This is a genomic window from Candidatus Thiothrix putei, assembly GCA_029972225.1.
Lineage (GTDB): Bacteria > Pseudomonadota > Gammaproteobacteria > Thiotrichales > Thiotrichaceae > Thiothrix > Thiothrix putei.
This window is the reverse complement of sequence record CP124756.1, coordinates 1,235,530-1,261,334: the sequence shown is the minus strand read 5'-3', so window position 1 is coordinate 1,261,334 and position 25,805 is coordinate 1,235,530. Positions and strand designations below refer to the sequence as shown.

General features: G+C 52.2%; 23 protein-coding genes and 1 pseudogene. 12 read left to right on the top strand and 12 right to left on the bottom strand.

From position 1 onward, the window contains the following. Nucleotides 1-57: 57 nt before the first annotated feature. From ccoP to ccoN, 4 genes are read right to left on the bottom strand one after another with little or no spacing between them, the layout of a single operon-like run. Entirely contained in the window at nt 58-954 is an 897-nt protein-coding gene (gene ccoP / locus QJT81_06510; GenBank protein WGZ95634.1) for a cytochrome-c oxidase, cbb3-type subunit III, read from the bottom strand. After that, nucleotides 951-1,130: a cbb3-type cytochrome c oxidase subunit 3 gene (locus QJT81_06505; protein WGZ95633.1), complete on the bottom strand. Its 180-nt coding sequence runs from the start codon at nt 1,128-1,130 to the stop codon at nt 951-953. Before QJT81_06505 ends, ccoP begins: the two co-directional genes overlap by 4 nt. A 5-nt stretch (nt 1,131-1,135) precedes the next feature. Further along, nucleotides 1,136-1,756, bottom strand: a complete 621-nt coding sequence (ccoO, locus tag QJT81_06500; GenBank protein WGZ95632.1) for a cytochrome-c oxidase, cbb3-type subunit II — start codon at nt 1,754-1,756, stop codon at nt 1,136-1,138. A gap of 11 nt (nt 1,757-1,767) precedes the next feature. After that, nucleotides 1,768-3,204, bottom strand: coding sequence for a cytochrome-c oxidase, cbb3-type subunit I (ccoN, locus tag QJT81_06495; protein ID WGZ95631.1), 1,437 nt, complete (start codon nt 3,202-3,204; stop codon nt 1,768-1,770). Nucleotides 3,205-3,549: 345 nt separating this feature from the next. Between ccoN and QJT81_06490 the strand changes: the two genes are divergently transcribed. After that, nucleotides 3,550-4,752 (top strand): glycosyltransferase, encoded by a 1,203-nt coding sequence (locus tag QJT81_06490; protein ID WGZ95630.1) that lies wholly within the window; start codon nt 3,550-3,552, stop codon nt 4,750-4,752. A 42-nt stretch (nt 4,753-4,794) separates the two neighbouring features. Here the strand turns inward: QJT81_06490 and QJT81_06485 are convergent, their stop codons facing one another. Continuing rightward, nucleotides 4,795-5,085 carry a helix-turn-helix domain-containing protein gene (locus QJT81_06485; GenBank protein WGZ95629.1) on the bottom strand — a complete coding sequence of 97 codons (291 nt, stop codon included), beginning with the start codon at nt 5,083-5,085 and terminating at the stop codon, nt 4,795-4,797. Between the two features lie 13 nt (nt 5,086-5,098). On the opposite strand from QJT81_06485, the gene QJT81_06480 reads away from it, so the two are divergent. Beyond that, complete coding sequence (locus QJT81_06480; protein ID WGZ95628.1) at nt 5,099-5,392, top strand: STAS domain-containing protein; 294 nt, start codon at nt 5,099-5,101, stop codon at nt 5,390-5,392. Here the strand turns inward: QJT81_06480 and recD are convergent. Both recD and galU read right to left on the bottom strand, forming a co-directional pair. Further along, the gene (recD, locus tag QJT81_06475) at nt 5,389-6,933 is read right to left on the bottom strand and encodes an exodeoxyribonuclease V subunit alpha (protein WGZ95627.1); all 1,545 of its coding nucleotides are present in this window, start codon (nt 6,931-6,933) and stop codon (nt 5,389-5,391) included. The genes QJT81_06480 and recD overlap by 4 nt on opposite strands. Continuing rightward, nucleotides 6,933-7,838 (bottom strand): UTP--glucose-1-phosphate uridylyltransferase GalU, encoded by a 906-nt coding sequence (gene galU, locus QJT81_06470; GenBank protein ID WGZ95626.1) that lies wholly within the window; start codon nt 7,836-7,838, stop codon nt 6,933-6,935. The genes recD and galU overlap by 1 nt, the downstream gene beginning before the upstream one ends. A gap of 225 nt (nt 7,839-8,063) precedes the next feature. On the opposite strand from galU, the gene QJT81_06465 reads away from it, so the two are divergent. From QJT81_06465 to QJT81_06430, 8 genes are all read left to right on the top strand, one after another. Continuing rightward, nucleotides 8,064-8,783, top strand: a complete 720-nt coding sequence (locus QJT81_06465; protein ID WGZ95625.1) for a GntR family transcriptional regulator — start codon at nt 8,064-8,066, stop codon at nt 8,781-8,783. Beyond that, complete coding sequence (gene prpB / locus QJT81_06460) at nt 8,731-9,627, top strand: methylisocitrate lyase (protein ID WGZ95624.1); 897 nt, start codon at nt 8,731-8,733, stop codon at nt 9,625-9,627. The genes QJT81_06465 and prpB overlap by 53 nt, the downstream gene beginning before the upstream one ends. Before the next feature lie 15 nt (nt 9,628-9,642). Further along, nucleotides 9,643-10,791 carry a 2-methylcitrate synthase gene (gene prpC, locus QJT81_06455; GenBank protein WGZ95623.1) on the top strand — a complete coding sequence of 383 codons (1,149 nt, stop codon included), beginning with the start codon at nt 9,643-9,645 and terminating at the stop codon, nt 10,789-10,791. A gap of 10 nt (nt 10,792-10,801) precedes the next feature. Then, nucleotides 10,802-13,402, top strand: a complete 2,601-nt coding sequence (acnD, locus tag QJT81_06450) for a Fe/S-dependent 2-methylisocitrate dehydratase AcnD (protein WGZ95622.1) — start codon at nt 10,802-10,804, stop codon at nt 13,400-13,402. Nucleotides 13,403-13,531: 129 nt separating this feature from the next. Further along, entirely contained in the window at nt 13,532-14,710 is a 1,179-nt protein-coding gene (gene prpF / locus QJT81_06445) for a 2-methylaconitate cis-trans isomerase PrpF (GenBank protein WGZ95621.1), read from the top strand. Between the two features lie 21 nt (nt 14,711-14,731). After that, complete coding sequence (locus QJT81_06440) at nt 14,732-16,621, top strand: propionyl-CoA synthetase (GenBank protein ID WGZ95620.1); 1,890 nt, start codon at nt 14,732-14,734, stop codon at nt 16,619-16,621. Between the two features lie 177 nt (nt 16,622-16,798). Beyond that, nucleotides 16,799-18,298, top strand: a complete 1,500-nt coding sequence (locus QJT81_06435) for a class I SAM-dependent DNA methyltransferase (GenBank protein WGZ95619.1) — start codon at nt 16,799-16,801, stop codon at nt 18,296-18,298. Beyond that, nucleotides 18,295-19,455 (top strand): restriction endonuclease subunit S, encoded by a 1,161-nt coding sequence (locus QJT81_06430; protein ID WGZ95618.1) that lies wholly within the window; start codon nt 18,295-18,297, stop codon nt 19,453-19,455. The genes QJT81_06435 and QJT81_06430 overlap by 4 nt, the downstream gene beginning before the upstream one ends. 24 nt (nt 19,456-19,479) lie before the next feature. Here the strand turns inward: QJT81_06430 and QJT81_06425 are convergent, their stop codons facing one another. The 4 genes from QJT81_06425 to QJT81_06410 are packed head-to-tail and all read right to left on the bottom strand — an operon-like array spanning nt 19,480 to nt 20,719. Continuing rightward, on the bottom strand, nt 19,480-19,698 hold the full coding sequence (locus tag QJT81_06425; GenBank protein WGZ95617.1) for a hypothetical protein: 219 nt from the start codon (nt 19,696-19,698) through the stop codon (nt 19,480-19,482). Next, nucleotides 19,691-19,897, bottom strand: a complete 207-nt coding sequence (locus QJT81_06420; protein ID WGZ95616.1) for a DUF6516 family protein — start codon at nt 19,895-19,897, stop codon at nt 19,691-19,693. Before QJT81_06420 ends, QJT81_06425 begins: the two co-directional genes overlap by 8 nt. A 7-nt stretch (nt 19,898-19,904) precedes the next feature. Then, nucleotides 19,905-20,396, bottom strand: a complete 492-nt coding sequence (locus QJT81_06415) for a DUF3368 domain-containing protein (GenBank protein WGZ95615.1) — start codon at nt 20,394-20,396, stop codon at nt 19,905-19,907. Then, nucleotides 20,393-20,719, bottom strand: a complete 327-nt coding sequence (locus tag QJT81_06410; protein ID WGZ95614.1) for a UPF0175 family protein — start codon at nt 20,717-20,719, stop codon at nt 20,393-20,395. Before QJT81_06410 ends, QJT81_06415 begins: the two co-directional genes overlap by 4 nt. 157 nt (nt 20,720-20,876) lie before the next feature. On the opposite strand from QJT81_06410, the gene QJT81_06405 reads away from it, so the two are divergent. After that, nucleotides 20,877-23,825, top strand: coding sequence for a DEAD/DEAH box helicase family protein (locus tag QJT81_06405; GenBank protein ID WGZ95613.1), 2,949 nt, complete (start codon nt 20,877-20,879; stop codon nt 23,823-23,825). On the opposite strand, the pseudogene QJT81_06400 reads toward QJT81_06405, so the two are convergent. Beyond that, nucleotides 23,795-25,119, bottom strand: a pseudogene (locus QJT81_06400) (UPF0236 family protein). The gene QJT81_06405 and the pseudogene QJT81_06400 sit on opposite strands and share 31 nt — an antisense overlap. A 61-nt stretch (nt 25,120-25,180) precedes the next feature. Between QJT81_06400 and QJT81_06395 the strand changes: the two are divergent. Continuing rightward, on the top strand, nt 25,181-25,792 hold the full coding sequence (locus QJT81_06395; protein WGZ95612.1) for a type I restriction-modification enzyme R subunit C-terminal domain-containing protein: 612 nt from the start codon (nt 25,181-25,183) through the stop codon (nt 25,790-25,792). Nucleotides 25,793-25,805 lie beyond the last annotated feature (13 nt).

Below are 25,805 nucleotides of genomic sequence, written 5' to 3'. Positions count from 1 at the left end.
CAGGATATTTGTCAAGAAACAGGTCGTCATACGACGACCCGTTCATTGGTCACTCAATCACTTTTTCTGTGACAAACCATACACATAAGCTGCTAACAAATGCACCTTGTCTTCCCCAAGGAAATCAGCGTGCGCTGGCATCATGCCCATGCGCCCATTGGCAATGGTTTCTTTGATGGTTTCAGCCGAGGAACCGTACAACCACGTATTGTCGGTCAGGTTCGGGCCACCCAATGCCTGATTGCCTTTACCATCCGCGCCATGGCAAGCGAGACATCCATTAGCGGTGAACAATTGCTGACCTTGCGCGACTTTTGCAGCATCAGATTCACGCCCGCTCAAACTCATGACGTAATTGGCTAAGGCATCAATACCGGCTTCGTCAACCCGATCCTTATGCGGCGGCATAACACCATTACGACCCGCAAGGATAGATTGCTTGATCTGATCCGGCGCACCACCGTAAAGCCAATCCGCATCGGCAAGGTTGGGAAAACCTTTCGCACCTTCCGCATCCGAACCGTGGCATTGAGCGCAATAGCTTAAGAACATCCGCCGCCCCATGCCTTGCGCCTCCTCATCTTTTGCCACATCCGCGATGGGTAATGCTGCAAATTTCTTGAAGATCGGATCATAGGTTTGCGCAGCTTGCTGCATTTCAGCATCGTATTGGCTGCCTTGTGACGACCAATTCAACACGCCCTTGAACGTACCCAAGCCGGGGAATAACACCAGATAACTCAGTGAAAAAATAATGGTGATGTAAAACAACCACAGCCACCAGCGCGGCATGGGATTATTGTATTCTTCCAAGCCATCCCACTGATGACCCGTTACTTCACCACTCGCCGCTTCCCCCGGACGCTTTTTCGTTGTCCAGCGAACCAACCAGTAACAGGCAAAAATATTGCCCAATGTGATCAGGATGATCCAACCACTCCAGAAACCACTCATTTGTCTACCTCCTTAACTGACGCGCTGTGCACCTTTTCCTCATCCGCATCGAAGATGGAATTCGCCGCCGTATCGAAACGTTGTTGACGTTTACGGCTATATGCCCACCATACGACTGCAAGAAATGCAATCATAACCAGCAACGTCGTTATGCCACGGAAATCACTGTAATCCATCGTATTCACCGCTGTGTTTTGATGGCAGTACCCAAATTTTGCAGATAAGCGATGACAGCATCCATTTCGGTTTTGCCTTTCACCTCTTCTGCACCCTTGGCGATTTCCTCATCGGTATAAGGCACGCCTAACGCCTGCATGGTTTTCATTTTGGCGGCGGTATCCGCGCCATCCAGCACGTTTTCAGCAAACCAAGGATAACCGGGCATATTGGACTCCGGCACCACATCACGCGGATTGGTCAAATGCACGCGATGCCAGTCATCACTGTAACGCCCGCCAACCCGTGCCAAATCAGGGCCAGTCCGCTTGGAACCCCATTGGAACGGATGATCGTAGACAAATTCGCCCGCCACCGAGTAATGCCCGTAACGCTCCGTTTCCGCACGGAACGGACGGATCATCTGTGAATGGCAGTTATAACAACCTTCACGGATATACACATCACGCCCTTCGAGCTGTAACGCACTGTACGGTTTCAAACCTGCGACTGGCTCAGTGGTATCTTTCATGAAGAACAGTGGGACAATTTCCGCTAATCCCCCGAAGCTCACCACAATCAAAATCAGAATGGCCATCAGACCTACGTTTTTTTCAACGACTGCGTGACCGCTATTGCTACTCATGGTTTGCCTCCTTAATGTGCTGCTGCGGGAATCGCGTCAATAGCAGGTTTGCCACCTGCGACGGTCTTCCACACGTTATAGGCCATCATCAACATGCCGGTCAGCACCATCAGACCACCCAGCAAACGCACGGTGTAATACGGGTAAGTGGCTTCAACCGATTGCACAAAGCTGTAAGTCAGCGTGCCATCAGCATTCACTGCACGCCACATCAAGCCTTGCATAACCCCGGAAATCCACATAGAAGCGATGTACAACACCACCCCAACCGTCATGACCCAGAAATGGATTTCAATCAACTTGACACTATACATGCCCTCACGCCCGAACAATTTCGGTACTAAAGCGTAAATTGAACCAATGGAAATCATTGCCACCCAGCCCAATGCACCGGAGTGAACGTGACCCACAGTCCAGTCGGTGTAGTGAGACAGTTCGTTAACGGTTTTGATCGCCATCATCGGCCCTTCAAAGGTCGACATCCCGTAGAATGACAGTGAGACCACCATAAAGCGCAAAATCGGATCAGTACGCAATTTATGCCAAGCACCGGAAAGCGTCATAATACCGTTGATCATCCCACCCCAGCTTGGTGCTAACAAAATCAGCGAGAACACCATTCCCAAGGTCTGAGTCCAGTCAGGCAACGCGGTGTAATGCAAATGGTGCGGGCCTGCCCACATATAAGTAGAAATCAACGCCCAGAAATGCACCACTGACAAGCGATACGAATACACTGGACGGTTAGCCTGCTTCGGAACAAAGTAATACATCATCCCCAAGAAGCCCGCTGTCAAGAAGAAACCGACCGCGTTATGCCCATACCACCACTGCACCATCGCATCAATCGCCCCCGGATACGCCGAGTAAGATTTAGTCCAGTCACCAGCACCAAACATCGCCGTTGGCAATGCCGCGCTATTCACCACATGCAATAATGCAATGGTTAAAATGAATGCACCGTAGAACCAGTTCGCCACGTAGATATGTGGTGTCTTACGTTTCATGATAGTACCGAAGAACAGTATGGCGTAGGCAACCCACACCGCCGTAATCAGCAAATCAATTGGCCACTCCAGTTCCGCGTATTCTTTGGAAGAGGTGATACCTAACGGTAAGGTAATCGCTGCCAGCAGAATGACAGACTGCCATCCCCAAAACACAAAACCCGCCAATTTGTCAGAAATCAGGCGGGTATGGCAAGTACGCTGTACCACATACAGCGAAGTCGCAAACAAGGCAGAACCGCCAAAGGCGAAAATAACTGCGTTAGTGTGCAATGGGCGTAAACGGCTATACGTTAACCATGGAATATCAAAGTTCAATTCCGGCCAACGTAACTGTGCGGCGATAATCACGCCTACCAACATGCCGACGATCCCCCAAATCACCGTCATAATGGCAAACTGCCGCACGACCCTGTAATTGTAGGTCTGCTGGTTTTGCATAAGATCCCTCCGAAAGAGTTAAACACCTCACCGAAGAAACGGTAACAACACACAATACTGTGTGAAATAACACACTCCGGTGCGCTAAGCATCCTCCAGAGGAAACAAACCATGCTTGATTAAAGTCAATATACCGTCGCCTAAGCTGCTGATAAATTCACACAAACACTGGGTTATTGACATATATCAAGCGAATGCCATTTTCAGTGCATTCACACAGTTATCCGATAAATCCCCTTCTCCATCCTGCCCCTACTTTCCGCAACACACTATCTGTAACAGCATGAACACATACCGATGACGGGCAAGCGTTAATGCCAAACACACGAGGGGGAATTGATCCTAATGGCAAACAAAACCAAGAAAATCCGGGTGATACATATCATTACCCGTTTGCACACAGAAAATACCGACGGTGCTGCCATGATGTTATACAAACTCATGGCGCACACTGATCGCAGCCGCTTTGAGCCAATAGTACTGTCTTTGGATGGAGAAACCGCGCTCAGTCATCGCATTCGCGCACACGGTATTAACGTCTACTCGCTGGACATTCACAGCAACATCACCGCAGGTTGGCAAATCTTCAAACTGACACGGTTACTGCGCACCCTACAACCTGACATCCTTCAAGGCTGGATGTACCACGGCAATCTTGCTGCATCACTGGCAAACCTTTCATTGGGCAACCACTATCCGGTGCTGTGGAACATACCCCACCCCTTGCACGACATCAGCAAAGCATCACGCACCACGCGCTGGGTCATTGAACTAGCGGCTAAACGTTCAACCAGCCCCGCACACATCCTCTACAACACCTACCTGAATGCGGATCAACACAATGCTATTGGTTACAATAAACAGCGTAACCTTATCATTCCCAACGGCTTTGATACCCAACTGTTTGCACCGAATGTTTATCACCGAGACAACATACGGCAAAGCTTAGGAATCCCTGGCGATGCCTTCGTGATTGGCCTATTTGCCCATTATCATCCGGTGAAAAATCATGCCTTGTTTTTAGAAGCTGCTCGCCTGCTGTTGCAACACAAACCCCAGGTTCACTTCATTCTTGCCGGGCGGGAGATTACGTCACTCAACCCCAAGTTACGTTATCTGCTAGAGCACATTCCTAAGCAACAACACGTACACCTCCTCGGCGAGCGCAAAGACATACCCAACTTGCTGAATGCGTTAGATCTATACACACTAACCTCAACTTACGGGGAAGGCTTTCCCAACAGTGTGGCAGAAGCCATGGCTTGTGGAATTCCGTGTATCAGCACCGATGTCAGCGATGTTGCACGGATTATAGGTAATACCGGGCAACGCTTGCCGATACACGACACTACGCCTTCGGCACTCGCGTTTACTTGGTTGGAATGGATAAATGCCGGAGAAGCATGGCGTAAAGAAGTGGGTTCACGTGCTGTACAACGCATTCAACAACTTTACAGCATCCCAACCATTACCGAACAGTATCAAAATCGCTACCAATCCTTGGTTGACCAAGAACAGATGACTGCCATGCCACTGTTAACAACTTGATAACCAAAAAGCACAGAATGGGTGACAAACGCGGCGTAAACGTTATTCCTCCCCCTCCACCAACCCGTATTTTTTCAGCTTGCGCCACAACGACACGCGGTCAATCCCCAGAATCTGCGCCGCCTTGGTGCGGTTGCCGTCACAATGCTCCAGCACGTAGCGGATGTATTCCTCTTCGCGCTGCACCAGCGACGGCAATTCCGTCGGGGCTTCCGGCAAGGCATGAATCGCTTGCGCCGCCAAAGCCGCAGGCAATTCCGCCAGCGTCAATTCATTGCTCCGCGCCAACGCCACGCCGCGCTCAATCAGGTTTTCCATCTCGCGTACATTCAAGCATGTCCTGATCGTGGGCGAAAGCATCAACTTCATCGACCTTGCTGGGGCAGAAATGCTGATTCAGGAAGCCAAACGCTTGAAATCTATCGGCGGCGGCTTGTATTTGCAAGGCGCAAAAAGCAAAGTCTACGATTTTATGGATAGAATTGATTTCGTGGAAGATTTCGGCGCAGGCAATGTGTTTTCCAGCAAAGAAGCTGCCCTGCAATCGCTGACCAAACGGCTGGATTACAGCATTTGTGCGACTTGCGACAAACGCATTTTCCGCGAATGTGCGAAGTTACTGGGCGCAAAAACGGTTTAAGCCTGCAAGCGTTCCTGCAACTGTGACGAAGGCGGCGTTACCGTGCGTAACGCCTTCCCCAACATGGCGCGGCTGGCGAGGATGTGAATCCCCTGCTTCGCCCGCGTCACCGCCGTATACAGCAATTCCCGCCCCAGCAACGGCAAATCGTCCGCTTCCGGCAAAATCAGCAACACCCGCGTAAATTCCGAACCTTGGCTTTTATGGATGGTCATTGCCCACGCGGTTTCATGCGCAGGCAAGCGAATCGGCGCAACCGCCCGGTATTCCCCCGCAGCACCCGCCGGAAACCACACGCGCAATTCCCCCGCCTCATTCGGCAAGGCAATCCCAATATCGCCATTAAACAAATTCTGGCGGTAATCGTTTTGCGTCACCATCACGGGTCTGCCAACATACCACGGGCGTTGCGCCCCCTCATGCGCAGGCAGCAGCCGTTGCATCACGCCATCGACCCACGGATTCAGCCCCTCAACCCCCAACCGCCCTTGCCGCAACGGTGTGAGGATGCGCAAGGCATTAAACGTGTTGAAAATAGCCAACAACTCACCCGCGTTGACCGCCGCCACATAATCCTGCCAACCCGTCCGCAACCAGTTCGCATCCAACCCCGTGTACGCCTCATCCAAGGTGACATCGGCAAACTCGGCGGAGGTCAGCACCTCTAACAAGCGCGTCTCATCCGCCGCGCGAATCGCTTGCGCCAATTGCCCAATCCCATCCGCCTCGCTAAAACGGTAGCTGGTTTGCAATAGTGTCATCTGCGCGGCTAACGCTTCCCCGCTGCACAAATCCCGAAAAATCGAGCCGGTTTCCACCGAAGCCAATTGATCTTTATCCCCCAGCAAAATCAACATGGCGTGTGGCGGCACTGCCTCAAACAAATGCGTCATCAAGGAAATATCGATCATCGAAGCTTCATCGACAATCACCAGATCCGCAGGCAACGGGTGGTGTGCCGTATGGCGAAACGCCACCCGATTGGGCAAAAACCCCAGCAATCGGTGCAAGGTGCTGGCCTGCTCCGGCATCGCGCCCGTGATCGCTTCACGCTGACGGGTATCACGAATGGATTCCAACATCCGCATCGCTGCTTTGCCCGTCGGTGCTGCCAGCAAAATCCGCGCCACTGGCGTACCCGCCGCAATCGCCTCCGCCAGCAAGCGTGTCACCCGCGTGGTTTTACCCGTGCCGGGGCCACCGGAAATAATCATCAGCTTGCCATCCCGCATCCGCGCTTGGATACACTCAGCAAGGCGTTTTTCATACAACCAATAGCGATACAACCACGCATGGGTATCGCTCACAATCAACGGCTTATAATCCCCTTCCCGCCCCACCACCGGCGAATCGAGCAGCGCCGCCATCGGCATATCCAGCAGCGGCACAGCAATCACGCCTTCGCGGGTACGCGCACTCACATGCCGTACCAAGGTGGTTAAACCTCGCGCACTTGCACCGCCATCCAGCCGCTTCAGCAAACTGGCAAGCTGTTCATCCAACGGATGGAAAAGAGAAGGAAGGTGATTCGCAGCGGGCATTACAGCGTTTTCACATACTCTTTAAGGAAAGCATTGAAACGCTTACCAATGTCGCTGTGGCGCGAAGCGTATTCAATATTCGCCATCATATAGCCCATTTTCGAGCCGCAATCGTGGCTCTTGCCAGTCACATGGAAGGCGTTGACTTGGTATTCACGCATCAGCAAACCGATGGTATCCGTCAGTTGGATTTCATCGCCCGCACCCAATGGCGTGCGCTTCAACCAACCCCACGTATGCGGTGCCAGCACGTAACGCCCAACCACCGCGAGGTTAGACGGTGCTTCACTGACCGCAGGCTTTTCCACAATCGCCGTCATCGGCACGGATTCACCCGCCGTAAGCACAACCCCGTTAATGTCCACCACGCCGTAAGAAGACACCTTTTTCATCGGCACAGGCTCGACCATGATCTGGCTGTAGCCGGTTTCGTCATACAACTCCAGCATGGCAGCAAGGTTGTCTTTGGTCAGATCGCTGGCGGCGTCATCAATAATCACATCCGGCAACACCACCGCAAACGGCTCGTTCCCCACGATCGGATGCGCACACATAATCGCGTGACCCAAACCTTTCGCCTGCCCTTGGCGGACGTGCATAATGGTCACATCACGCGGGCAAATCGAACGCACTTCATCCAACAACTGGCGCTTGACGCGCTTTTCCAGCATGGTTTCCAGCTCAAAACTGGTGTCGAAATGGTTTTCGATGGAATTTTTACTGGAATGCGTGACCAGCACGATTTCTTTAATGCCCGCCGCCACGCATTCATTCACCACGTATTGGATCAAGGGTTTGTCAACAATCGGCAGCATTTCTTTCGGGATCGCTTTGGTGGCGGGCAACATGCGCGTACCCAAACCAGCAACCGGAATCACAGCCTTGCGGACTTTATGTTTATTCATGAACAACTGTTTCCTTTGAAATTTAGTAAACTATCAGTGATAACTTACGCCATTTTATCACTGTTCTGCTGGCATAATGTCAAAAGTTACTGCTTGACGGTCAAACCATCAGCACGTTCCCCAGCAATTACTGTTTTGTCTACAATAGTAAATAAAAACTTCACTTTTTCGTCTATAATGTTATTATTCAGAAAAAGATTGTCAACAATCTAAGAGAAACACACCATGTTAGCACTACATACACCCGAAGGGACTCTCGCTGATGTTGCGTCAACGAAATTAACGCAAGCCATTATCACGGGTGAACTCCTTCAAGGACAAAAGTTAAACGAAGCGGAATTGGCAGAACGTTACGGCATCGGGCGCGGCCCCTTGCGCGAAGCCTTACGCCAACTCGAAGGAATGCGTCTGGTAAAGCGCATACCACATGCCGGGGCGCGTGTCGTCACGCTTGATCGCGACATGATGGCGGATTTGTACGCCGTGCGCGAAGCCTTGGAAGGCATGGCTTGCCGTACCGCCGCCTTACGCATGACGGACGCGGAAATTGAAACGCTACGGCTGTTACTCGAAAAACACGCCGAGCAAATCGAAGCCACGGACGGGCAGGTTTACATCCAAAGCGAAGGCGATTTCGACTTTCATTACCAGATCGCACTGGGTAGCCGTAACCAGATGTTGATCGACTTGCTGGCAGGCGAGTTGTACCAATTGTTGCGCATGTGCCGTTACCGCACCAGCCGACTTTCTGCACGGACTCGCCCTGCCCTGCAACAGCACCGCCATATCGTTGATGCGCTAACGGCGCGTGACGGCGAATTGGCGGAAATTCTCATGCGTCGCCATATCAGCGGGGCATGGAAAAGTATTAGTCAAATGATGGATGAGGAACATGACAGCAAACCAAAACTTATCACCCGGTCAAAAGCTGCGTCAGGCAGTTAAAGACCACGCTCCCCTGCAAGTCGTCGGGGCAGTCACTGCCAACAGTGCCATCATTGCGGAAAAGGTTGGGCACAAAGCCCTGTACCTGTCCGGCGGTGGCGTGGCTGCTTCCTCATTAGGCATACCCGACCTTGGCATTACCACCCTGCACGACGTGCTGGAAGATGCTAAACGTATCACCGCTGTTACCTCCGCACCGCTACTGGTTGACATCGACACGGGCTGGGGCGGCACCTTCAACATTGCCCGCGCTACTCGCGAAATGATACAAGCAGGTGTTGCCGGTTTCCACATCGAAGACCAAGTAATGCAAAAGCGTTGCGGTCATCGCCCCAACAAAGCGATTGTGTCGTTGCAAGAAATGGTAGACCGGGTGAAATCCGCCGTCGATGCGCGGACTGATGAAAGCTTCGTGATCATGGCACGTACCGACGCACTGGCTGTGGAAGGGATGCAATCTGCCATCGACCGCGCCATGGCTTGCGTGGAAGCGGGCGCAGACATGATCTTCCCCGAAGCCATGAACAAGCTGGAACAGTACGCGGAATTCACCAGTGTGATTAAAGTACCGGTATTGGCAAACATTACCGAATTCGGCGCAACCCCGTTGTACACCACGGCTGAACTGTCAGCGGTTGGCGTGCAATTAGTGCTGTACCCACTGAGTGCGTTCCGCGCCATGTGCAAAGCGGCTGAAAACGTTTACACCCATTTGTTGACCGAAGGCACGCAAAAGAACGTGATCGACACCATGCAAACCCGTATGGAACTGTACGACACCATCGGCTATCACGCTTTCGAGCAGAAACTGGATCAATTGTTTGCCGAGAAAGGCGCGGAATAAGAGAGGAGAGAAAGTATGTCAGAGCAAGTTTTACCTAAAGCAAAAAAATCCGTCGCCCTGTCCGGCACTGCCGCAGGCAATACCGCCATTTGTACTGTTGGACGCACTGGTAACGACCTGCACTACCGTGGTTACGACATTCTCGACTTCGCCGAACAAGCCGAGTTTGAGGAAATTGCCCACCTGATCGTGCACGGCAAACTGCCGAATGCGTCTGAGCTGAAAGCCTACAAACGCAAGCTGAAATCACTGCGCGGCCTGCCGATGCCCGTCAAGCAGGCACTCGAAGCCCTGCCACCCTCCACGCACCCAATGGATGTGATGCGCACCGGCTGTTCCGTGCTCGGCGCATGTATGCCAGAAAAGGAACACCACCCTGCTGCTGATGCACGCAATATCATCGACCGCATGATTGCCAGCTTCGGTTCCATGCTGCTGTACTGGTATCACTACGCCATCAACGGCAAGGTGATTGAAGTCGAAACTGACGATGAAACCGTCGGCGGGCACTTCCTGCACCTGCTGCACGGTGAAACGCCGAGCGAGTCGTGGGTACGTGCGATGCACACCTCGCTGATCCTGTATGCCGAACACGAATTCAACGCTTCCACCTTCGCTGCCCGCGTCATTGCAGGCACAAATTCCGATATGTATTCCTGCATCACCGGTGCAATCGGCGCATTGCGTGGCCCCAAACACGGCGGCGCAAACGAAGAAGCACAACGTATTCAGACCCGTTACAACAGTGCTGACGAAGCCGAAGCTGACATCCGCGAGCGCGTTGCCAAGAAGGAAATCGTCATTGGTTTCGGACATCCGGTGTACACCATTGCTGACCCGCGCAACGTCGTCATCAAGCGCGTTGCCAAGCAGCTTGCCGAAGAAAACGGCGACATGAAGATGTACGACATCGCCGACCGGCTGGAAAGCACCATGTGGGAACTGAAGAAAATGTTCCCGAATCTCGACTGGTTCTCTGCGGTTTCCTACGGACAGATGGGTGTGCCGACCGATATGTTCACACCGATTTTCGTCATCTCCCGCGTGACTGGCTGGGGTGCGCATGTGATTGAACAGCGTGAAGACGGCAAGATTATTCGCCCTAGCGCGAATTACGTCGGGCCAGAGAATCTGGTGTTTGCGCCGTTGGCAGAACGGGGTTAAGGGAAAATACATGAACACCGAATACCGTAAACCATTACCCGGCACAACGCTGGACTACTTCGACACCCGCGCCGCCATCGAAGCCATCCAACCCGGCAGCTACGAAACCCTGCCGTACACATCCCGCGTATTGGCAGAACAACTGGTGCGCCGTTGCGAACCCGCGATGCTGACTGACTCGCTCAAGCAATTGATTGAAGGCAAACAGGATCTGGATTTCCCTTGGTATCCCGCCCGCGTGGTCTGTCACGACATCCTCGGTCAAACTGCACTGGTTGACCTTGCAGGCTTGCGTGACGCGATTGCCGACCAAGGCGGCGACCCGGCGAAAGTTAACCCCGTCGTACCAACGCAATTGATCGTTGACCACTCGCTGGCAGTCGAATGCGCCGGTTTCGACCCCGATGCCTTCGCGAAAAACCGCGCCATTGAAGACCGTCGTAACGAAGACCGTTTTCACTTCATCGAGTGGACGAAAACTGCATTCAAAAACGTCGACGTAATTCCTGCTGGTAACGGCATCATGCACCAGATCAACTTGGAGAAAATGTCTCCGGTGATTCAAGCGCGTGACGGCGTTGCGTTCCCTGATACCTGCGTCGGCACTGACTCGCACACCCCACACGTTGACGCACTCGGCGTTATCGCCATCGGTGTCGGTGGTCTGGAAGCCGAAACCGTCATGCTGGGTCTGCCTTCCATGATGCGCCTGCCCGACATTATCGGTGTGAAACTGACCGGCAAACGTCAACCCGGCATCACCGCGACTGACATCGTGCTGGCCATCACCGAATTCCTGCGCAAAGAACGGGTGGTTTCTGCTTGGCTGGAATTCTTCGGTGAAGGCGCGAAAAACCTCACCATCGGCGACCGTGCCACCATTTCCAATATGACCCCGGAATTCGGCGCATCTGCTGGCATGTTCTACATCGACGAACAAACCATCGACTACCTGAAACTGACCGGGCGTGAACCTGAGCAAGTCGCTCTCGTTGAGAACTACGCCAAAACCACGGGGCTGTGGGCGGACGCACTGGTGAACGCGAAATACCCGCGTGTACTGGAATTCGACCTGTCGACCGTGGTGCGCAATATGGCAGGGCCTTCCAACCCACACCGCCGTCTGCCAACGTCTGACCTAGCAGAACGCGGTATTGCGGTTGATCTGGATAAAGCCCTTGCCGAAGAAGCAGAAGGCAAAATGCCGGATGGCGCAGTAATCATCGCCGCGATTACGTCTTGCACCAACACCTCCAACCCGCGCAACGTGGTGGCTGCTGCCTTGCTGGCACGCAATGCCAACAAGCTGGGACTGCTGCGCAAACCGTGGGTGAAAACGTCGTTTGCACCGGGTTCTAAAGTTGCCGAACTGTACCTGAAGGAAGCGGGTTTGCTAACGGAACTGGAACAACTGGGCTTTGGTATCGTCGGCTTTGCTTGCACTACCTGTAACGGTATGTCCGGCGCACTCGACCCGAAAATCCAGCAAGAAATCATCGACCGCGACCTGTATGCAACCGCTGTACTGTCGGGCAACCGTAACTTTGACGGGCGTATCCACCCGTATGCCAAGCAAGCGTTCCTTGCGTCTCCGCCATTAGTGGTAGCTTACGCGATTGCAGGAACAATCCGTTTCGACATCGAAAAAGACGTGCTGGGTACAGACAAAGATGGCAACCCGATTACGCTGAAAGACATCTGGCCTGCTGACGAAGAAATCGACGCAATCGTTGCCGCGAGCGTTAAGCCTGAACAGTTCAAGCAAATCTACATCCCGATGTTTGATTTGGGTGTGATTGAACAGGCGAAAAGCCCGCTGTACGACTGGCGACCTATGTCCACCTACATCCGCCGTCCACCGTATTGGGAAGGTGCATTGGCTGGCGAGCGTACTCTGAAAGGAATGCTGCCGTTAGCGGTGTTACCCGACAATATCACCACCGACCACTTGTCGCCTTCCAATGCGATCATGCTGAACAGTGCGGCGGGTGAATACCTGCACAAAATGGGCTTGCCGGAAGAAGACTTCAACTCTTACGCAACCCACCGTGGCGACCATTTGACCGCACAACGTGCCACCTTCGCCAACCCCAAGCTGATCAATGAAATGGCAGTGGTGGATGGTCAAGTCAAGCAAGGTTCCTTGGCGCGTGTGGAGCCAGAAGGCACTGTCATGCGCATGTGGGAAGCCATCGAAACCTACATGGAACGCAAGCAACCGCTGATCATCGTCGCAGGCGAGGATTACGGTCAAGGCTCCAGCCGTGACTGGGCAGCTAAGGGCGTGCGCTTGGCAGGTGTCGAAGCCATCGTTGCCGAAGGTTTCGAGCGTATCCACCGCACCAACTTGGTCGGTATGGGCGTATTGCCGCTGGAATTCAAAGCGGGCGAAACGCGCAAGACTTACGCCATCGACGGTACAGAAAGTTATGACGTGGAAGGTGAGATTTCCCCGCGTGCAACGCTAACCGTGGTGATGCATCGCAGAAACGGCGAAACTGTGCGTATTCCTGTGACTTGCCGTTTGGATACTGCTGCCGAAGTGCGCGTGTACAACGCTGGCGGTGTATTGCAGCGGTTTGCGCAAGACTTTTTGGAAGGAGCGGCTTAAAAACCCTCACCCCCCAGCCCCCTCTCCCAGAGGTAGAGGGGGAGCAAGATAATGACCTCTTCTCTTAGCCCCTCTACCTCTGGGAGAGGGGTTGGGGTGAGGGAAAACGATTAACAGGAAAGGATAATTATGTCCCATGTCCCCCAAATCAAAATCCCCGCTACGTATATGCGGGGCGGCACATCGAAAGGTGTGTTTTTCAACCTGACCGACTTGCCCGAAGCGGCGCAAGTCCCCGGTGCTGCACGTGACGCAATCCTGTTGCGCGTGATCGGCAGCCCCGACCCGTATGGCAAGCAAACCGACGGCATGGGTGGCGCGACTTCCAGCACCAGCAAAACCGTGATCTTGGCGAAAAGCGAGCAGCCTGACCATGACGTGGATTACCTGTTTGGGCAGGTTGCCATCGACAAAGCGTTCGTGGACTGGAGCGGCAACTGCGGCAACCTGACCGCTGCGGTTGGCTCATTTGCCATCAGCAACGGCTTAGTCAATGCTGATCGTATCCCCGCTAACGGCACGGCAGTGGTACGCATCTGGCAGAAAAACATCCAGAAAACCATTATCGCCAACGTGCCGATGACCAATGGCGAAGTGCAAGAAACCGGCGATTTTGAGCTGGACGGCGTGACCTTCCCAGCGGCAGAAGTGCAGGTGGAATTCATCAGCCCGGTGGATGCTACCGACGCGATGTTTCCCACTGGCAATCTGGTGGACGAACTGGACGTGCCGGGTGTGGGTACGTTCCAAGCCACCATGATCAATGCTGGCATTCCAACTGTGTTTTTGAACGCGGCAGACATTGGTTACACCGGTTGCGAATTGCAAGACGCTATCAACGGCGATGCCAAAGCACTGGCGATGTTTGAAACCATCCGCGCTTACGGCGCGGTGAAAATGGGTTTGATTAAGGATTTGGCGGAAGCGGCAGGTCGTCAGCACACGCCTAAAGTCGCGTTTGTGGGCAAACCCCAAACCTACGTGTCATCCAGCGGCAAACAGATCAACGCCACCGACATTGATTTGAACGTTCGCGCCTTGTCGATGGGCAAATTGCACCACGCGATGATGGGTACGGCGGCGGTGGCGATTGGCACGGCGGCGGCGATTCCCGGCACTTTGGTTAATCTCGCTGCGGGCGGTGGAGAGCGCAGTGTTGTGACCTTCGGACACCCTTCCGGTACGTTGAAAGTGGGTGCGGCTGCTAGTGCCACCAACGGCGACTGGAAAGTGGAAAAAGTGGTGATGAGCCGCAGTGCGCGGGTGTTGATGGAAGGCTGGGTACGCATTCCGGGCGACAGTTTTTAAGTTTGAGAGGAGGAGTTTACAATGAGTTACAAGGCCGAATACGACCGCTCGATGAACGACCCAGAAGGTTTCTGGAAAGAGAAAGCCGCTGCCCTGAAGTGGTTCAAAGCCCCTGAAAAAATCCTGTCGCAAGACGAACACGGCATTTTCCACTGGTTTGCCAATGGTGAAATGAATACTGCGTACATGGCGTTGGATTACCACGTTGAAAACGGGCGTGGCAATCAAGTCGCAATCATTTACGACTCGCCCGTTACCGACACCAAGCAAACCTACACCTATACCGAATTGCGCGATGAAGTCGCTAAAGCGGCGGGTATGTTGGCGGGTTTGGGGGTGGAAAAAGGCGACCGCGTTGTCATTTACATGCCGATGATCCCCGAAGCGGTGATCAGCATGTTGGCAACCGCACGTTTGGGTGCTATCCATTCCGTGGTATTTGGCGGATTTGCTGCACCGGAATTAGCGCAACGGATTGAAGACGCGCAACCGAAAGTCATGATTTCTGCCTCTTGCGGGATCGAAATCAAGCGCGTGATTGAGTACAAACCACTGCTCGACAAAGCGATTGATTTGTCGGCACACAAGCCGCAAAGCTGCATTATTTTCCAACGTCCGCAAGCCACTTCCCCGCTGATTGCAGGGCGTGACTACGAATGGGATGCGTTGATGGCAACGGCGACTCCGGCGGATTGCGTTCCGGTGAAAGGCACTGACCCGCTGTACATCCTTTACACGTCTGGCACAACCGGCAAGCCCAAGGGCGTGGTGCGTGAGAATGGCGGTCATGCTGTCGCACTGAACTACAGTATGCAGGCGATTTACAATATGAACCCCGACGATGTGTTCTGGGCTGCGTCTGACGTGGGCTGGGTGGTGGGTCACTCGTACATTGTGTACGCGCCGCTGCTGCGCGGTTGCACTACGATTGTGTATGAAGGCAAGCCGGTGATGACACCGGATGCGGGTGCATTCTGGCGCATTACTGAAGAGTACGGCGTGAAAGGCTTGTTCTCTGCCCCGACTGCGTTCCGTGCCATCAAGAAAGATGACCCGAATGCGGATCTGATCAAGCAATACGATACCAGCAGCTTGCTGACTATCTTCTCGGCGGGCGAACGCCTTGACCCACCGACGCAAGAGTGGATGATGGAAAAAACCGGCAAGCCAGTGATTGACCATTGGTGGCAAACTGAAACGGGTTGGGGCATTACTGCCAACCTGCAAGGCGTTGAGCCAATGCCGGTCAAGCTGGGTTCTTCCACCATGCCGACCCCCGGTTTCAACGTGCAGATTCTGGACGAAAACGGGCAAGTGTTGGGCAGAAATGAACAAGGATTTATCGCGCTGAAACTGCCTTTGCCACCAAGCTGTTTGGCGACGATTTGGGGCGATGTCGAGAAGTTTAAATCCAGCTATCTGCAAACCTTTGATGGTTATTATGCCAGCGGCGACGGCGGTTACATCGACGAAGACGGCTATGTATTCGTCATGGGGCGTGTGGATGACGTGATGAATGTGGCGGGGCATCGTTTGTCTACGGGCGAGATGGAAGAAGTCGTGGGCGGGCATCCGTCTGTTGCCGAATGCGCAGTGATTGCACGCGATGATGACCTGAAAGGGCAATTGCCAATGGGTTTGGTGGTGCTGAAAACGGGTGCGGACATCGACGAAGAAACCTTGTCGAAGGAGCTGACGCAGATGATCCGCAGTGCGATTGGTGCAATTGCTTGCTACAAAGAAACCCACATCGTGAAGCGTTTGCCGAAAACCCGTTCGGGCAAGACCTTGCGGAAGAGCTTGCGGCAGATGGTGAATGGGCAGCCGTATGTGGTGCCTTCCACCATTGATGATGTGACGATTATGCCGGAGATTGAGGCGTTGTTGCGGGAGAAGGGTGTGATTGGGTAAGAAGACCCTCACCCCCTAGCCCCCTCTCCCGCCAAGCGGCAGAGGGGGAACAAGAATTAGCGTTCCCTGAGCATCGTCGAAGGGAACATCAAGGAAACCTGCCTTTTATCCCCTCTCTAACGCTATAATCCGCACCCTCTCTTCATTTCGGCACAGGCCAACAAGGATGCTTACCCTATGATCACGGGCGAACTCAAATCCAAAATCGACAAAATCTGGGACACGATGTGGTCGGGCGGTATTTCCAACCCGCTGGTGGTGATTGAACAGCTTACCTACCTGCTGTTTATCAAGCGGTTAGATGAGCTGCATACGCTCAAGGAAAAACAGGCGAACCGTACCCGCAAACCGCTGGAAAATCCGATTTTCAGTGAGGAACAAGCCGCGTTGCGCTGGTCACGTTTCAAAGACATGAATGCTGATGTGATGTTCGCTACGGTGCGCGATCAGGTGTTTCCTTTCATCAAAACGCTGGGGCAGAACACGACGGATGCGGAAGCCACGCAAAACACTTACAGCCAGCACATGAAGGATGCCATGTTTACCATGCCGTCGCCGCGTGTGTTGTCGAACGTGGTGGATCAGCTTGATAGCATTGATATGAGTGATGCCGATACCAAAGGTGATTTGTACGAATACATGCTGGGCAAGATTGCCAGCGCGGGGCAAAACGGGCAGTTCCGCACCCCGCGCCATATTATCAAGCTGATGGTGGATATGACCGCGCCTACGCCACAAGATGCGATTTGTGACCCAGCGTGTGGGACGGCGGGGTTTCTGGTAGCGGCGGCGGAATATCTGCAAGCGCATCACCGCACTGAGATTTACCGCGATGCGAACAGCACCAAACGTTACATCGAAGACACCTTTTTCGGCTTTGATTTTGATAACACCATGTTGCGGATTGGGAGCATGAATATGCTGCTGCATGGGGTGGATAACCCGGATATTCGTTATAAGGATTCACTGGCGGAGCGCGGCGATAATGAAGGCGATGACAGCGAAACCTACTCGCTGATTCTGGCGAATCCGCCGTTTGCGGGCAGTCTGGATTACGAGTCCACCGCGAAAGATTTGCAGCGGATGGTGAAAACCAAAAAGACCGAATTGCTGTTTATTGCGTTGTTCTTGCGGCTGTTGCAAACCGGCGGGCGGGCGGCGGTGATTGTGCCGGATGGCGTGCTGTTTGGTTCGAGTAATGCGCATAAGGCATTACGCGAAATGATCGTGGAAAAGCACAAGCTGGATGGGATTGTGTCGATGCCTTCGGGCGTGTTTAAGCCGTATGCGGGGGTATCCACCGCGATTTTGTTCTTTACCAAAACCAACAAAGGCGGCACGGATTCAGTTTGGTTTTACGACATGCAGGCGGATGGTTTCTCACTGGATGACAAGCGCAATCCGCAGCCGGACAAGTCCGATTTGCCGGATATTTTGCAGCGGTGGAAAGAGCGCGATGGGGAAGCGGAAAGCCAACGCAAGCGCACCGACAAAAGTTTCCTTGTTCCCAAGGCAGAAATCGCCGCGAATGACTACGACCTGTCGATCAATCGCTACAAAGAAGTGAAACACGAAAAAGTCACGTATGACGCGCCGAAAGTCATACTCGAACGCTTGGCAAAACTCGAAGAAGAAATTACCAAAGGTCAAAAAGCACTGAAGGAGCTAATCGGATGAAGTTGCATAGTGTTCCTTTAGAAGATTTGTCTGTAAAACGCGGTGGTTCTGTAAATCCAGAAAAATTTCCAGATGAAACATTTGAGCTATTTAGCATTCCAGCATTTGACACTGGCAAAGCAGAAGTATGTAAAGGAAAAGAAATAGGGTCTGCAAAAAAGTGTGTTGAGCCTAATGATGTCTTATTATCAAGAATTGTCCCTCATATCCGTAGAAGCTGGGTAGTTGGAGAATCACTTGGCTACCGTCAAATAGCATCTGGGGAATGGATACAATTTAGAAGTGACAATGTATTTCCTCAATACTTGAAATACTTTCTTATTTCTGACCCTTTCCATAAACTTTTCATGAGTACTGTTTCAGGCGTTGGTGGTTCGCTACTAAGAGCAAGACCCTCAGAAGTATATAAAATTGAAATCCCGCTCCCGCCTCTCCCCGAACAAAAACGCATCGCCGCTATTCTCGATGCTGCCGATGCTTTGCGTACTCAACGCCGCCAGTCCATTGCGGAACTGGATTTGCTGCTGCAATCGACGTTTTTGGAAATGTTTGGCGATCCGGTGGAGAATCCGAAAGGGTGGGATGTTGTCAAAATTGAGGATGTTACCCAAAGTCGACTAGGAAAAATGCTCGATAAAGGGAAAGAGTCCAGTGATGAACAATATCCTTATTTAGCTAATTTTAATGTTCAATGGGGGAAGATTGAGCTAAGTGAACTACGCTGCATGAATTTTAATAAATTAGATCGAGAAGAATTCAGCCTTTGCAATGGAGATTTATTGATTTGTGAAGGCGGTGAGGTAGGTCGTGCTGCAATATGGCGACAAGAAGGTAAAGAGATTTTTTTCCAAAAAGCACTGCATCGAGTTAGAGTTAATAAGTCACTAACCACACCCGAATACATCCAGCGATATTTTTGGAGTATGGCAAAAAATGGAGGATTTGATTCTTTCGCGAACTCAGCAACAATTCCTCACCTTACCGGTGTCAAATTGAAGAACCTACCTTTACCACTTCCCCCATTGGATAAACAGGAAAAATTCGCGGGGATTGTTGAGGCTATCGAAGCACAGAAAGAGCGATTACAAGCGCATCTAACTGAACTCGATACTCTGCTCGCTTCGCTTCAGCAACGCGCATTCAACGGCGAGCTTTAAGAAACCCCTCCCAGCCTCCCCTTATCAGGGGAGGGGCGTTTTGATGCTGATATGCCCGTGTTTGCGCAATACCGTTACCAATTCCCAGCGTTTGGGGGTGAGGAACGACAAAAAGCCCGTCATGGATTCAAACGTCAGACGGTTTAAAGGAGCAACGGCTGCACCACTTTCCCAAACGTTGATCACATCGGCAAAGTCATCGTCCATATCACCGATACTAATGATTAATGTGTTATCACTCATGTTGTCGTACCTGCTGAATATCATCGCGGAAATCACTGATCAACTGCCTGATGCCCGCAAAAGTATAGGGAAACTCAACACCGTTGATATGCTTGTGGTCGCCCTTCCCTCGTTCATTATCATAACCAACAATACGCTTGCCGTCTTTGCCATAGAAAAACCGATATTTGTAGGAATGCAAGAGCGGAGTCGAAGCCAACCAAAAACTAACCTTCGTCCGCCAATAGTTTCGCCTGCTGAATCAACGCAGGCGCAAGGCGGTAATCGTGTGCGAGCATATTATCCAACAGGCTGCTGATTTCTGGGATCAGCCCCGCCTGCTTTGCTTTGAGCAATAAACCGACTGTACCCAACACCGCCAAGTGTTCTTGTTTAGCAACAGCTCTGCCGCGTCGCTCATCCAGTAATACAGGGCAATTAGCACGCTTTGCCCACGAAATAGCTTGGGCTTCACCCGCATCCAAACCGTAATCCAGATAATCAGGGTCATCTTCGGCAATATCCGGCATGACCTGTGAGTACTGGGCAGCAAATCCCACAATACGTTTAGCATCTTGCCGATAAGCCAAAGTGGTTGCCTCCATCAGCACGGTTTCGGGAATGCGTATTTCCGTGTAAAGCTGATGCAATAGCGGTAAATGATTGAGTTTGGCAAGAATCACCAGCGGCCCCATATCCGCAACGATCAATAGGCTCATAGGCTCGCAACCCGCAATTCATCTTCCAATTCTTCTGGCGGATAATCAACCACAGCAATCCCCATACGGCTCAGATGTTCACTGAACAATACATAAGGCATTCCGGCAATTTTGGCTGCTTTGCCTAAAGAGAGGATACCTTCCTTGAACAGGTATTCCGCTAACGCAACTTTAATGCCGCTATCCAGTAGCGCAGCGGTAAAGGGCAAAGCCACCAAAATGGGTTCACCACGTTTGGTAATCAGAGAAGCCCGCCCGGCTTCCGCTTCGCGGCTCAACTCCCCACTCTTTTCACGCAAGTCACGGATGGAAAAGGTTTGCATGGCTGATAACTCCCGTTTTTATGTTACCCATTATGGTAGCACATCTGAATCTTGCCAACCCAAAACAGTGCTGGCTTCCTCAGAGCAATCTTTCATCTAAGCGAATAAGTGGTATTATCTGCCCATTATTCATTTTGCTTGCTGTCAGGGCTATCACATGAGCAACTTCGCCTTTCTGCCGAATCAGTTTCAAGACTTCAAACAAGCGGCACAAAAAGCCGAAAGCCACATCCACGGCGATCCACGCGCCGCCTGTTTCCACGCGCGTTTTGCCCTCGAAGCTGCGGTGCATTGGCTCTACCGTTACGACAACACCCTGCGGATGCCCTACGACCACTCGCTCAATAGCCTGTTACACGAGCCGGATTTTCAAAACCTGATTCCACAGCAACTCTTTCATAAAGCCAAAGCCATCCAACGCATTGGCAACCAAGCCGTGCATAACCCCGCACCCGTCCGCCAACTCGACGCGCTGCAAATGGTTAAAGAGTTGCACCATATCGCTTACTGGCTGACCCGCAACTACACCCGCCCCCTGCCCCCGGCCATTGACTGGGATGATGCACTCGTCCCGCGCCCGCTTTCCCCCGATGCGGTTGTGCCACGCAAGCAACTCGAAGCACTGGAAAAACAGCTTGCCACCGAAAGCGAAAAAGCCCTCAAACAACAGCAAACCGCCGATGCACTCAATCAAGAGCTGCAAACCCTGCGCCAGCAACTCGCCGACCTGCACCAACAAGCCGCGCAACAAACCGATACCCACGACTATTCCGAAGCCGAAACCCGCGCTTACCTCATCGACGTGGAAATTCACCGCGCGGGTTGGTCATTGAACCAAAAGCGCGACCGTGAATATGAAGTCACCGGAATGCCCAACAATCAAAGCATCGGCTACGCTGACTATGTATTGTGGGGTGACGACGGCAAACCTTTGGCAGTGATTGAAGCCAAACGCACCACCGTTGACCCCGCCCAAGGGCAGCAGCAAGCCAAGCTGTATGCGGATTGTTTGGAGCAAATGCACGCTCAACGCCCAATCATTTACTACACCAACGGCTATGACACATGGCTATGGGATGACACCCAATACCCGCCACGTCAGGTCAGTGGTTTCTACAATAAAGCTGCCCTCAGCAGCCTGATCTTACGCCGCAGCAACCGCCAGCCACTCGATACCAAGCTGGTGAATGCAGACATTGCCGGGCGTTATTACCAAAAACGCGCCATTGGTAGCATCTGTAAACAATTTTCCCAGTCACGCCGTAAAGCCTTGCTGGTCATGGCAACCGGCACAGGCAAAACCCGCACCGCGATTGCGTTGGTCGATGCGTTACAACGTGCCAACTGGATCAAACGTGTGCTGTTTCTGGCAGACCGCGTATCACTGGTGAAACAGACTGCGAATGCCTTCAAAAAGCACTTACCCGATTCCAGCCCCGTCAATCTGGTCACAGAAAAAGATACCGAAGGGCGCGTGTACGTTTGCACCTACCCCACCATGATGGGGCTGATTAACGAAACCCAAGGCAAAAGTGGCGAGGCGCGTTTCGGAGTGGGCTATTTCGACCTGATTATTATCGACGAAGCCCACCGCTCGGTGTATCAGAAATACCGTTCCATTTTCAGTTACTTCGATAGCTTGCTGGTCGGTTTGACCGCCACCCCGCGTGAACAGGTGGATAAAAACACCTATGAACTGTTTGAGTTGGAACCGGGTGTGCCGACTGATGCGTATGAACTGGAAAAGGCGATACGGGACGAATTTTTAGTGCGCCCCAAAGTGGAACAAGTGAATCTGCGTTTCCCGCGTGACGGCATTGATTACGACTCGCTGTCAGATGAAGAAAAAGAAGAATGGGAGAGCACCGACTGGGGCGATAATGCGGATGGCAGTGAGTGTATGCCCAAAAAAGTGAATGCCACCGCCATCAATCAGTGGCTATTCAATATCGACACCGCCGACAAGGTACTCAAACACCTGATGGAGCATGGGCATAAAGTTGCAGGCAATGATCGTCTCGGTAAGACCATCATTTTTGCCCGCTCCCACAAACACGCGCAATTCATTGAATCACGCTTCAATCACCACTACCCCGAACACGCAGGCCATTTTGCCCGCATTATCGACAATGAAGTGAAGTACGCCCAAAGCCTGATTGACGATTTCTCGGTGGTAGATAAAGCTCCGCACATTGCCATTTCGGTGGATATGCTCGACACCGGCATTGATGTGCCCGAAGTGCTGAATCTGGTGTTTTTTAAACCCGTTTACTCACGCATCAAATTTTGGCAAATGATCGGGCGCGGCACACGCCCATGCCCTGACCTGTTCGCACCGGGAGAAGACAAGCAGGATTTCCGCATTTTTGATTTCTGTTTCAACTTCGATTTCTTCCGCGAAAAACCGCAAGGCATTGAAGCGGGGACGAGTGCTTCATTAGGTTCGCGCCTGTTTCAGACACGGGTGCAACTGTTGGCGGCATTGCAGGCTGCGGCTGGTTCTGAAGTTGGCTTCGACTCCGCTCAGCCAACGAACACGCCCCGTTCCCTGAGCGGAGTCGAAGGGAAAGAAGTCGAAGGGAACATAGCCGAAGGGAACACCTCGCTGCTAAACACCTTGAAAAATGGGCTATTCAACTCGGTTGCCGCCATGAACCGGGATAATTTCATCGTGCGCCAACACACCCGTGCAGTAGAACGTTTTCAGGAACGCGCCAATTGGGACAAACTCAGCGAGGAAGATTGCCAAACCTTGCACCAACAAGTGGCGCAATTACCCTTCCAGCCAGAAGCCGATGATGTTGAATCACGTATGTTCGACCTCAACGTATTACGGATGCAAGTCGCCCTGCTGCAAGGCGATGCCCGAACCTTTGAAACGCACCGCCGCAAAGTGTTGGACATTGCCATACGACTGGAAGAAAAAACCAATATCCCCGCTGTCAAAACACAAATCAGCTATTTGCAAGCCTTGCAGGAACCAACGTTTTGGGAAGGTACTAACGCTGACATTCTCGAAGATTTGCGCTTGCGCCTACGTGCGCTCGTGGGGTGTGAACAAAAGTGCGGTAAACCTCATGCCGCCTCAGCGGTGTTTCGCCAATAATGCTTCCATTGCTGGTTTCCCCGCATGACCCTCAACGCCAACATATCCGCCGCATTATCACTTTTCCACCATGCCCCCGATTTTTTTAAGCGTTGCTGGATGATGTAACGGTGTGCACTTTCTATTTCGCCCGACCCCACGGGCAATCCGAGGGATTTTGCTGTCGGGTAATCCAGTTGCTCAATGCGGTTGCTCAGGTAACGGTGACAAGCTCGTACTGGGGCGTTACTGTCTTCTACCGTTTCTGCTTCGAGGAAAGGTTTCAGTGTGTCGATGACCGCTTGAGCTTGACCATCCTGTAGGGCTTTTTTCTGTTTGGCAAACCATTTATCCTTGTCCTTGAGGCATGAACAGCTTGCGGATGCTGCTGATAGGTATTCACAAACATGATAAAAATCAATCAGGTAATGTCCTTGTGTGCCAAATTGTTCATCCACTTGACGGTTGATCCAGCTTGCCCCATCACCCACCGCATGGAGGAACGTGCTTTTTCCAAATCCAGCACGGCAGGCGGTGTCGAATAAGATTTTTCCAGCATCTTCTACCGTGCCACCGAATATTGCGCCAAACGTTGGCGTAGCACTGCCTTTGGCGTGGGCAAGACACAGGCGGGCTTCTTTCCAGCTTTCCTTTTTGCCTTTGCGCTTGTCGGGGGCTGTTTCGTCAATCTCGACGATGGGGATCATGCTGCCGTCCATTTCGGCAATGACATAGGCTTTTCCCAACGTGCTTGGATAGTCTTTTATCAACACTTGGGATTCATGGATGCGTTTGGCGTGACCTTCGGTGATGTGTCGGATGCTGCTGGATGCCAGCCGTATCCCGTAATGTTCTTCTAATTTATCAGGCACTTGAGCAAATGAACAGTCCGCCCCAAAGTCCGTCACCGCCCGTTGCAGCGGGAGCGAACAGCCTCGGCAAACAACCTCGGCACTCTGGCTAAAGGGGCGGACACGCTTGCCGGGAATCCGGTAGACCGGTTCGCTTATGTGGATTTTTCCGTAGGTCGTGTGCCAATGACAGTTTTTTTTCCACTCTTTACATACTTCCCAATGCCTTCTTCACAGGCTGGGGCTGTGCATTTTTCTACACGTTTGTTTGCCCATGCAGTGATCGCATCATTTCCCATTTGGCGCAGTTCTTCTATCACCCGCTGTTCGGCGTCTGCTGCTTTGATAATGTCATCACCGGCATTTTCAACCACCTCGATTAGCCCTTCCATCCGAGCTTTTAATGCGGGGTTGCGGTTCAAGGCTTCTAAAAGTTTTTGGTCGCGGGAGCTAACTGTCAACATGGGAAAGTCCTTTTTCTCTGGTTTTAGGGGATGCCATCTTAGTCTACAGGACACCGCACTTTTGTTCACACCCGCGCTCGTGCCATTCATTGACAAACGAGAGCGCAAGATTGTCTACACCAACTTCAAAGACGAGATTCTTGACATCAAAAAGGATGCGCCCTTTGACATGCCGAAAATGACCAGTACTCAGTACGATAAAAAGGTCAAAGATTACTTGCGCTCCCATTTGGATAGCCTTGTGATTCATCGCTTGCGCACTAACAAGGCACTGACTGCAACGGATTTGCAAGGCTTGGAAACCACTTTGATCCAGATTGGTGAAGATGAAGGGAATGCCTTGTTTTCGGATTTATTAGCCCGCCACGAAGCCCCTTCGCTCCCGCATTTCGTGCGTAGTATGGTGGGAATGGATCACAGCGCAGCACACGCAGCCTTTTCACAATTCCTGCATGACAAAAGCCTGACCCCAGCACAAATACGCTTCATTGAAATGATCATCGAACAACTGACCGCTCGCGGGATTATGGAAGCCAGCGCACTGTATGAAGCACCTTTTACCAGCTTGCACTCCGGCGGCCCCGATGCACTGTTTGCGGGTAAGGATAACGTGATCGACGGCTTGTTTGATGCGCTGGAGAATACCACCCCCAAAATTCAGAAAGCGGCGTAATTTTTGAAAAATA

Coding starts and splice junctions, on each gene's coding strand:
- ccoP (WGZ95634.1), bottom strand. CDS start 954: ATGAGTGGTTTCTGGAGTGGTTGGATCATCCTGATCACATTGGGCAAT.
- QJT81_06505 (WGZ95633.1), bottom strand. CDS start 1,130: ATGGATTACAGTGATTTCCGTGGCATAACGACGTTGCTGGTTATGATT.
- ccoO (WGZ95632.1), bottom strand. CDS start 1,756: ATGAGTAGCAATAGCGGTCACGCAGTCGTTGAAAAAAACGTAGGTCTG.
- ccoN (WGZ95631.1), bottom strand. CDS start 3,204: ATGCAAAACCAGCAGACCTACAATTACAGGGTCGTGCGGCAGTTTGCC.
- QJT81_06490 (WGZ95630.1), top strand. CDS start 3,550: ATGGCAAACAAAACCAAGAAAATCCGGGTGATACATATCATTACCCGT.
- recD (WGZ95627.1), bottom strand. CDS start 6,933: ATGCCCGCTGCGAATCACCTTCCTTCTCTTTTCCATCCGTTGGATGAA.
- galU (WGZ95626.1), bottom strand. CDS start 7,838: ATGAATAAACATAAAGTCCGCAAGGCTGTGATTCCGGTTGCTGGTTTG.
- QJT81_06465 (WGZ95625.1), top strand. CDS start 8,064: ATGTTAGCACTACATACACCCGAAGGGACTCTCGCTGATGTTGCGTCA.
- prpB (WGZ95624.1), top strand. CDS start 8,731: ATGACAGCAAACCAAAACTTATCACCCGGTCAAAAGCTGCGTCAGGCA.
- prpC (WGZ95623.1), top strand. CDS start 9,643: ATGTCAGAGCAAGTTTTACCTAAAGCAAAAAAATCCGTCGCCCTGTCC.
- acnD (WGZ95622.1), top strand. CDS start 10,802: ATGAACACCGAATACCGTAAACCATTACCCGGCACAACGCTGGACTAC.
- prpF (WGZ95621.1), top strand. CDS start 13,532: ATGTCCCATGTCCCCCAAATCAAAATCCCCGCTACGTATATGCGGGGC.
- QJT81_06440 (WGZ95620.1), top strand. CDS start 14,732: ATGAGTTACAAGGCCGAATACGACCGCTCGATGAACGACCCAGAAGGT.
- QJT81_06435 (WGZ95619.1), top strand. CDS start 16,799: ATGATCACGGGCGAACTCAAATCCAAAATCGACAAAATCTGGGACACG.
- QJT81_06430 (WGZ95618.1), top strand. CDS start 18,295: ATGAAGTTGCATAGTGTTCCTTTAGAAGATTTGTCTGTAAAACGCGGT.
- QJT81_06425 (WGZ95617.1), bottom strand. CDS start 19,698: ATGAGTGATAACACATTAATCATTAGTATCGGTGATATGGACGATGAC.
- QJT81_06415 (WGZ95615.1), bottom strand. CDS start 20,396: ATGAGCCTATTGATCGTTGCGGATATGGGGCCGCTGGTGATTCTTGCC.
- QJT81_06410 (WGZ95614.1), bottom strand. CDS start 20,719: ATGCAAACCTTTTCCATCCGTGACTTGCGTGAAAAGAGTGGGGAGTTG.
- QJT81_06405 (WGZ95613.1), top strand. CDS start 20,877: ATGAGCAACTTCGCCTTTCTGCCGAATCAGTTTCAAGACTTCAAACAA.